Annotated in this window: 6 protein-coding genes and 1 pseudogene; 4 read left to right on the top strand and 3 right to left on the bottom strand. The window is 56.2% G+C overall.

The features are described from left to right. Window positions 1-76 precede the first annotated feature (76 nt). From hutG to hutC, 3 genes and pseudogenes are all read right to left on the bottom strand, one after another. Window positions 77-913, bottom strand: coding sequence for an N-formylglutamate deformylase (gene hutG, locus UC15_RS24605; protein WP_112291734.1), 837 nt, complete (start codon window positions 911-913; stop codon window positions 77-79). Beyond that, window positions 910-2,171, bottom strand: a pseudogene (gene hutI, locus UC15_RS24600) (imidazolonepropionase). The gene hutG and the pseudogene hutI overlap by 4 nt, the downstream one beginning before the upstream one ends. A 196-nt stretch (window positions 2,172-2,367) precedes the next feature. Next, entirely contained in the window at window positions 2,368-3,168 is an 801-nt protein-coding gene (gene hutC / locus UC15_RS24595) for a histidine utilization repressor (protein ID WP_112291732.1), read from the bottom strand. Between the two features lie 309 nt (window positions 3,169-3,477). On the opposite strand from hutC, the gene UC15_RS24590 reads away from it, so the two are divergent. The 4 genes from UC15_RS24590 to hutU all read left to right on the top strand — a co-directional run bounded on the left by UC15_RS24590 (window position 3,478) and on the right by hutU (window position 8,819). Then, window positions 3,478-4,851, top strand: coding sequence for a formimidoylglutamate deiminase (locus UC15_RS24590; protein ID WP_112291730.1), 1,374 nt, complete (start codon window positions 3,478-3,480; stop codon window positions 4,849-4,851). Beyond that, window positions 4,848-5,450 carry a HutD family protein gene (locus UC15_RS24585; RefSeq protein ID WP_112291728.1) on the top strand — a complete coding sequence of 201 codons (603 nt, stop codon included), beginning with the start codon at window positions 4,848-4,850 and terminating at the stop codon, window positions 5,448-5,450. Before UC15_RS24590 ends, UC15_RS24585 begins: the two co-directional genes overlap by 4 nt. A gap of 93 nt (window positions 5,451-5,543) precedes the next feature. Continuing rightward, window positions 5,544-7,094, top strand: coding sequence for a histidine ammonia-lyase (gene hutH / locus UC15_RS24580; RefSeq protein ID WP_112291726.1), 1,551 nt, complete (start codon window positions 5,544-5,546; stop codon window positions 7,092-7,094). Between the two features lie 42 nt (window positions 7,095-7,136). Beyond that, the gene (gene hutU, locus UC15_RS24575) at window positions 7,137-8,819 is read left to right on the top strand and encodes a urocanate hydratase (RefSeq protein WP_112291724.1); all 1,683 of its coding nucleotides are present in this window, start codon (window positions 7,137-7,139) and stop codon (window positions 8,817-8,819) included. Window positions 8,820-8,911 lie beyond the last annotated feature (92 nt).

The raw sequence follows: 8,911 nt of genomic DNA, 5'->3' as shown, positions 1-8,911 counted from the left end.
GCCCACGACCTTGACCTTAATGCCAGTTTGGGAGCCGACCCAAGGTCTTGCCCTTAGTGGTCAGCGAAACGCGAGATTAAACAGCGCCCTGTTTATAAGCATCTTCCCCCCATCTCACCATCCCCTCGAGCAACCGCTTCAACAACACCTGTAATTCACCTGCCTTATCAGGCGCAAAAGCGAATGGCTCGATCTCCTCCATGTAATTCACCTGCGCCAGTTCCAGCTGAACGGCGTGAATATCCAGGTCCGGCTGGCCGTAGGCACGGGTGATGTAGCCACCTTTAAACCGGCCATTCAGGACATGACTGAACCGCGATTGCTGGTTACAGGTGCGTTCGAGGATTTCACTCAGCGCCGGTGAACAGCTGGCGCCGCTGTTGGTGCCGAGATTTAAATCGGGAAGCTGACCGTCGAAAAGACGTGGGATGACTGATGCAATGGAATGCGCGTCAAACAGCAGTGCGTAGCCGAATTCCTGCTTCATGCGCGCCAGTTCTGACTGGATTTTCTGGTGATACGGCTGCCAGATCTGTTCAAGATATTGCTGGCGCCGGGCATCTGCTGGCACCATACCCGGTTTGAACGTAGCGCGGCCATCAAAGAGCGTATCGGGATATAAGCCCGTCGTGGCAGTGGTATACAGCGGTTTATCGTCTGAAGGCCGGTTCAGGTCGATAACAAAACGCGAATACTGTCCGACCAGAATGCTGGCACCGAGCGCCCGCGCAAAGTCGTACAACTGCGGAATATGCCAGTCGGTATCTGAAAGCGGCAGCGCGGCATCACTCAGACCGCTGGCGACCTCCGGCGTCAGGTGCGTTCCGGCGTGGGGAATGCTGATCAGTAAGGGCGCGGTACCTTGCGTAAACTGGTAAGGTTCGGCGATAACGGTGTCAGTTGACAGGCTCATGAACGAAACTCTCCCCGGACTTCTCCACGAAAGACAACGGTGCAGGGCAGCTGCCGCCCAGCCAGTAAACCAGCTCAGCAGGACGCGACAGCGGCCAGTGTATGAAATCAGCGACTTTTCCGGCTTCCAGCGTGCCATGCGTATCCTGTAACCCCAGAGCACGTGCGCCGTGGCTGGTGATCCCGGCCAGCGCTTCTTCAGGCGTCAGGCGGAACAACGTACAGCCCATGTTTAGCATCAGACGCAGAGAAAGTGCAGGGGATGTCCCCGGATTGGCATCACTGGCCAGTGCCATCGGCACGTGATATTTGCGAAACTCATCCACCGGCGGACATTGTGTCTCGCGCAGTAAATAATAGGCACCGGGCAGTAAAACAGCCACGGTGCCGCTGGCAGCCATTGCCTGTGCATCTTCGGGGGTGGCGTATTCCAGATGATCGGCGGATAACGCATGGTGCCGTGCCGCCAGTGCGCTGCCGTGCAGCGAAGACAATTGTTCGGCGTGTAATTTCACCGGCAAACCCAAAGCCTGCGCGGCGATAAATACCCGCTCAACCTGTGCCGGAGAAAAGGCCAGATGCTCACAAAACGCATCCACCGCATCGGCCAGATTTTCACTGGCGACGACCGGTAACAGTGTATCGCAGATGAGATCAATGTAGTCATCGGCACGCCCTTTGAATTCTGGCGGCAGGGCATGAGCTGCCAGACAGGTTGATTTCACCTCGACCGGCAACATATGGCCCAGTCTGCGGATCACCCGCAACATTTTGAGCTCACTTTCTACGCTCAGCCCGTAACCGGATTTAATCTCAACGCAGGTCACGCCCTCTGCCAGCAGCGGCTGTAAGCGAAAAAGCGCCTGCGCCAGCAGCTGGTCTTCGCTGGCTTCGCGGGTGGCGTTGACGGTCGATAAAATCCCACCGCCAGCTGCCGCGATGTCGGCATAACTTACACCGTTCAGCCGCTGTTCAAACTCTGCGCTGCGATCTCCGCCGAACACCAGATGCGTATGACAATCGACAAATCCCGGTGTGATGATGCCGCCCTCAAATTCATGCACCTTTGCAGCGGGAAAATCCGGGCAACGGTCGGCGCTGCCGGTCCAGACGATTTTTCCGCCGGTAACCGCAATTACGCCATTTTCGATCAGGTTGTAATGTCCGTCCTGCATAGTCACCAGCGTGGCACCGCGCCATACACTTTCGCAGTCAGAAGGGGGGGCGGAGGAAAATTGTTGGGAGAGGGCTACCGGCATGACAAAGACTCCAGGCTGAATTCATCTTGTATAGACAACTAAAGTCAACCTAACGCATAACCCGTAAACCGGCAAGGCAGCCAGCAATAGTTTTTTCTTATTACGAGATGTCTTCCAAAATTTGAATGAAGATTTGTATGAAGGTTTGTATGAAGAGATAGCGGCGGTTCAACGCCGCTATTAAGGTGTGCCGGGGTCAGCCGTGGCTGGAGAAACGGCCGAATAACTGATAGCGGGAACCCGGATAAATCAGGCGTGCTGAGGTGACCACGCTGCTGCCGCTCCAGGTACGGCGGTGGATCAGGAGGCAGGGCTCATGTTCGCCCAGTTGCAACAATTCGCGTTGTTCATCGCTGGCGCTGATCGCTTCCACGCGATGTTCACCTGCGGTCAGCGGCGCGATTTCCATCAGATAGGTATAAGGCGACTGCCTGTTCAGCACTTGCTGCAAATAGTCCGGCGCAGTTTCGGGATTCACAAACCGGTCTTCGATTTGTACCGGTACATTGTTTTCGTAATGCACAATTTGCGAATAAAACAGCAGGGCACCGGTCGCGATCCCCAGCTGAAGCGCCTGATCGGCATCGGCCAGCCGGGCCTCACACACCAGGATCCTGCTGTCATGCTGATGCCCCCGCCGGGCGATTTCATCGGCAATGTTATGCACTTCCAGCATCGGGGTATAAGCCTTGGCTTCAGCAACAAAGGTGCCGACCCCCTGCATGCGGATCAAAAATCCTTCGCTGGTCAGCTCCCGCAGGGCGCGGTTGATGGTCATGCGGCTGACGCCAAGCTCGTTCACCAGTTCACTTTCAGAAGGCACGCGCTGGTGCGGTTTCCAGACACCGGCACGGATCTGACTGATGATTGCCTGTTTCACCCGCTGATAAATCGGCGCGGGCGTATCGCTCATGGCGCCCGCCAGTTCGGACAATGTCTGCCGGGACACTTCCTCTTGCGCGGTACCCGTCTGCAATAGTGGCGTGGTCTCCGGCATGTCATTTACCTCACTCAACTTTTTCTCTCCCTCAATTTTATCTCACCCTACTCTTATCTCAGCCCACTTTTATCTCAACCAACAAGTGCGAGGCGTATCGTGAACGTTTTACCAGTCTGCACGTTAGTTTCTCCCGGAGGAAATTAAATAAAAAGGGCGTGACGGAAAACTAATTTTATAAAAAAAGGACAGTTGCAAGTTTACAGCGCAATCAGGCGTATGTATATGTATAGACAAGTCGCACAAAAGTTTCGCAATTGTTTCATGAAAATTGCGCCTATGTTTTTTTTGCTGACCAGGAATGCTGTTATGCCTGCTTATTTTGCTTCTCGCGCCTTACTTGCCCGGGGCTGGGCACACAATGTGCGTCTGGACGTAGATGTTACCGGATACCTTTCTGCTGTTACGCCTGACAGTGATCCGCAGTGCTGTCAGCGCCTCAACGGCCCGGTTGTGCCGGGAATGCCTAATCTGCATTCCCATGCGTTTCAGCGGGTGATGGCCGGGCTGGCAGAAGTCGCCGGCGATCCGCAGGACAGTTTCTGGACCTGGCGTGACCTTATGTATCGCATGGTGCAGCGTCTTACACCCGAACAGGTCGGTGTGATCGCCCGCCAGCTGTACATCGAAATGCTCAAGGGCGGCTATACGCAGGTGGCTGAATTCCACTATCTGCATAACGACATCAACGGGCAGCCCTATGCCGATCGCGGTGAAATGACCGCGCATCTGAGCCACGCCGCCACCCAGGCGGGCATCGGTCTGACCATGTTGCCGGTGCTTTACAGTTATGCCGGATTTGGCGCTCAGCCCGCGCAGGCAGGGCAAAAACGTTTCATACAGGATGCTGACAGTTATCTGAAGCAACAGGACATTATCCGCAAACAGCTGAACGGAAATCCGCTGCAAAATCAGGGGTTATGTTTCCATTCCCTGCGCGCTGTGACGCTTGAGCAAATGCAACAGGTGCTGAACACCGGTGACAAAAATGTGCCTGTGCATATCCACATCGCTGAGCAGCAAAAAGAGGTGAATGATTGTCTGGGCTGGAGCGGTCAGCGCCCGATCAGCTGGCTTTATGACAATCTGGATATTGATGCCCGCTGGTGCCTGATCCACGCCACTCACGCTGACCGCTTTGAACTGGCGAGCATGGCAAAAAGTGGGGCGGTGGCAGGGCTGTGTCCGACCACTGAAGCGAATCTTGGCGACGGGATTTTCCCTGGTGTGGATTATCTGACTCATGCTGGCCGCTGGGGTATTGGTTCTGACAGCCATGTATCACTCAATGTGGTGGAAGAACTTCGCTGGTTTGAATACGGGCAGCGTTTGCGTGACCAGCGCCGCAACCGCCTGACCACTCCTGCACAAAATTCAGTGGGCGACGTGTTGTATAGCCAGGCATTGCAGGGCGGTGCACAGGCCTGCGGGGCAGCCATCGGACAGCTTTCGGCAGGGTATCGCGCTGACTGGCTGGTACTCGACGGCAACAGTCCTTATCTGGCTGCGGCAAAAGACGGCGAACTGCTTAACCGCTGGTTGTTTGCCGGTAATGCCGGGCAAATCCGCGATGTCTATGTCGGCGGTATCGCGCGCATTACAGACGGGCAGCATGAGCAACAACAGGCTGCGGCTGCGGACTTTCTGCACCTGCTGAATCAGCTGGCGGAGAATGCCGTATGACAGACTTGCAGTATTTCACATTTGACAGTCTGCCGGTCAGCCCTTGGCGCAACGGCGGTGGTGAGACCCGCGAAATCATCAGCTATCCGCCGGGTAGAAGTGATTTTGACTGGCGCATCAGCATTGCCACTATCGCGCAGGACGGCCCGTTTTCGGCCTTTCCGGGTATTGACCGCTCCATTACTTTGCTTAGCGGTGATGGCGTGTATTTACAGGCATTGCCGGACATCGACCATGCTCTCACTGTTACCGGCGAACCCTTTTCGTTTAGCGGGGATATCGCGCTCAGCGCCCGTCTGGCGGGCGGTGTGACGACGGATTTCAACGTGATGACACGTCGTACAGTTTGCGCCGCGCGGGTCGTGCCTGTCAGGGAAAGCCTGTACCTCAGCCTTGAAAAAGGCGGGGTAATTTATGTCATGAGCGGGATATGGCAACGTCAGGATGGCACGCTGGTCCGGGCGGGTGAGGGTTATTACTGGTCTGAACCGGCAGAACATCGCAGGGAGTCACTGACTCTGATACCCGTTGAACAAGTGGACGGGTGCCTGTTGTTGTGGGCATCGATGATTGCACCGGAACACGTTTCTGTACCTTAGTTTTTAGCATTGTCATGAATACATAAACACCCGGCGGACAGCGTTCTTAGCCGGGTTTACTTCCCGTTTCACTTGTCTATACAGGAATAGATTATGGCTTCTTCATCCACTGAATTCACCCTTTGCCGCCTGCAACCGGGTCACGTTGACTTGCCGATGTTGCGCAGGATTTATCAGGGCAATGTTCGCCTTGAGCTGGCTGAGGAGGCGCGTGCAGGCGTGCTGGCATCGCAGGAGACGGTCACCCGCATCGTGGAATCTGGCAAAGTGGTGTACGGCATTAACACCGGTTTCGGCAAGCTGGCGCAAACGCGTATTCCGGCAGAGCGTCTGGCGGAACTGCAGCGCAATCTGGTGCTGTCTCACAGTGTGGGTATCGGCAAGGATCTGGCTGACAATGTGGTGCGTCTGGTGATGGCGACCAAAGTGCTGAGCCTGTCACGCGGGCATTCCGGTATCCGCATCGAAGTGATTGATGCGCTGATTGCGCTGTTTAACGCAGGCGTTTATCCGTGCATTCCTGAGAAGGGTTCCGTCGGGGCTTCCGGTGACTTAGCGCCGCTGGCGCATCTTTCCCTGATGCTGATTGGTGAAGGTCAGGTGACAGCAAAAGGTGAAAAAATGTCAGCCACGCAAGGGCTCGCCACCGCCGGTCTGAAGCCTTTCGAACTGGGTCCGAAAGAGGGGCTGGCGCTGCTCAACGGTACGCAGGTTTCTACCTCGCTGGCGCTGTCCGGTTTGTTCGAAGCCGAGCGTGTCTTCTCTGCAGGACTGGTGGCGGGTGCGCTGTCGCTGGAAGCCATCAAAGGTTCGGTCAGACCGCTTGACCCGCGTATTCATGAAGCCCGCGGTCAGTTGGGACAGGTAAGCGTGGCGGCTGCACTGACCACTTTGCTGACTGGCAGTGACATTGTCACTTCTCATGCGGATTGTAGTCGCGTTCAGGATCCGTATTCCATCCGCTGCGTACCGCAGGTCATGGGCGCCTGCCTCGATAACCTGCACCATGCCGCACGCATCCTGCGTATCGAAGCCAATGCGGCGTCCGATAACCCGCTGGTGTTTTCCGAAAACGGGGATGTGATTTCCGGCGGTAACTTTCACGCCGAGCCGGTGGCGTTCGCCGCTGACATCATCGCACTGGCTGTTGCCGAAATCGGTGCGATCTCCGAACGTCGCATGGCACTGCTGCTGGATACGGGACTTTCCGGTCTGCCACCTTTCCTGGTCAATGACGGCGGGGTGAACTCCGGCTTTATGATTGCGCAGGTGACGGCCGCTGCGCTGGCATCAGAAAACAAATCACTGGCACATCCGGGCAGCGTGGACAGCCTGCCGACTTCGGCGAATCAGGAGGATCATGTTTCTATGGCGACCTACGCCGCACGCCGTCTGGGTGACATGTGCTTTAACACCAGCGTCGTGGTGGGGATTGAAGCGATGGCGGCGGCTCAGGGGATCGACTTCCACCGTCCGCTGCAAAGTTCGGCCACGCTGGAAAATGAGATGAAAGCCATCCGCCAGAACGTGGCGTTCCTGGAGAAAGATCGCCTGATGGCGCCGGACGTGGAAATGATGCGTCTTTGGGCTTCCCGTGAACACTGGCCGGCTGCGATTGAAGCGCTGCTGCCAAGCTTTGCCTGAAACTATTTCTGAATCCGAATCTGAATTTTAGAGGAAACGACAATGAACGCTCCACAAAAAACGGCGATTGCCCGTGTTGTCCGTGCGCCACAGGGCACAGAACTGAGCTGCCAGAACTGGCTGATTGAAGCGGCGTACCGCATGATCCAGAACAACCTGGATCCGGATGTTGCTGAGCGCCCGGAAGATCTGGTGGTGTATGGCGGGATTGGTAAAGCAGCGCGTAACTGGCCTGCGTTTGAAGGCATTCTCGAAAGTCTGCGCAAGCTACATGAAGACGAAACCCTGCTGGTGCAGTCCGGCAAACCGGTGGGTGTTTTCCGCACCCACACTGACGCACCACGTGTGCTGATTGCCAACTCCAACATTGTGCCGCACTGGGCGAACTGGGATCACTTCCACGAGCTGGATAAAGCCGGTCTGATGATGTACGGCCAGATGACCGCCGGTTCCTGGATTTACATCGGTGCGCAGGGCATCGTGCAGGGTACATATGAAACCTTTGCGGAAGCAGGGCGTCAGCATTACAACAGCGATCTGCGCGGCAAATGGATCCTCACTGCCGGTCTGGGTGGCATGGGCGGTGCTCAGCCACTGGCGGGCGTGCTGGCCGGTGCCTGCGTGCTGGCGATTGAATGTCAGGAATCGCGCATTGATTTCCGTCTGCGCACCCGTTATCTCGATTACAAAGCGCACAGCATTGATGAAGCGCTGGCGATGATTGAAAAAGCCTGCGCTGAGAAGAAAGCCATTTCTGTTGGCCTGATGGGTAATGCCGCTGAAATCATGCCTGAGCTGGTGGCACGTGCCAAAGAAGGCGGTTTGCGCCCGGATATCGTCACTGACCAGACTTCTGCCCATGACCCACTGAACGGCTATCTGCCGGAAGGCTGGAGCCTGGAGAAATGGCAGGAGTCACGTCAGTCAGACCCGCAGTCTGTGGTAAAAGCCGCGCGCGCGTCGATGGCTAAACACGTTCAGGCGATGCTGGATTTCCATGCGATGGGTATTCCGACCGTGGATTACGGCAACAATATCCGTCAGGTCGCTAAAGACGAAGGCGTTGCCAATGCCTTTGATTTCCCAGGTTTTGTACCGGCTTACATCCGTCCGCTGTTCTGTGAAGGTAAAGGCCCGTTCCGCTGGGTAGCGCTTTCCGGGGATCCGGAAGATATCTATAAAACCGACGCCAAACTGAAAGAGTTATTCCCGGATAACGCCAATCTTATCAACTGGCTGGATATGGCGCGTGAGCGCATTGCCTTCCAGGGATTACCGGCACGTATTTGCTGGTTGGGTCTGGGCGAGCGTCACATTGCCGGTCTGGCGTTCAATGAAATGGTACGCAACGGTGAGCTGAAAGCGCCGGTGGTGATTGGCCGTGATCATCTGGACACAGGTTCTGTTGCCTCGCCAAACCGGGAAACCGAAGCCATGAAAGACGGCTCGGATGCGGTTTCCGACTGGCCGCTGCTTAACGCCTTGCTTAATACCGCGGGTGGCGCAACGTGGGTGAGTCTGCATCACGGCGGCGGCGTGGGTATGGGCTTCTCGCAACATGCCGGTATGGTGATCGTGGCTGACGGCACTAAAGAAGCTGATGCGCGGCTTGAACGCGTGCTGTGGAATGACCCGGCGACGGGAGTGATGCGCCATGCGGATGCGGGGTATGATCAGGCGCAGGCGTGCGCAGAACGGAATCATTTGAACCTGCCGATGATCTGACTTGCCTTAGGTGTGGCTTATCGCTGCGTGTCTGTTATGGCCTAAGAATCTGTTTCCATATCGGCAACCGAGAAACTCCCTCCCCTGCGAAG

The organism is Rahnella sp. AN3-3W3, assembly GCF_003263545.1.
Taxonomy (GTDB): domain Bacteria; phylum Pseudomonadota; class Gammaproteobacteria; order Enterobacterales; family Enterobacteriaceae; genus Rahnella; species Rahnella variigena.
The sequence above is the reverse complement of the archived record's forward strand: the minus strand, read 5'-3'. Positions and strand labels throughout refer to the sequence as shown.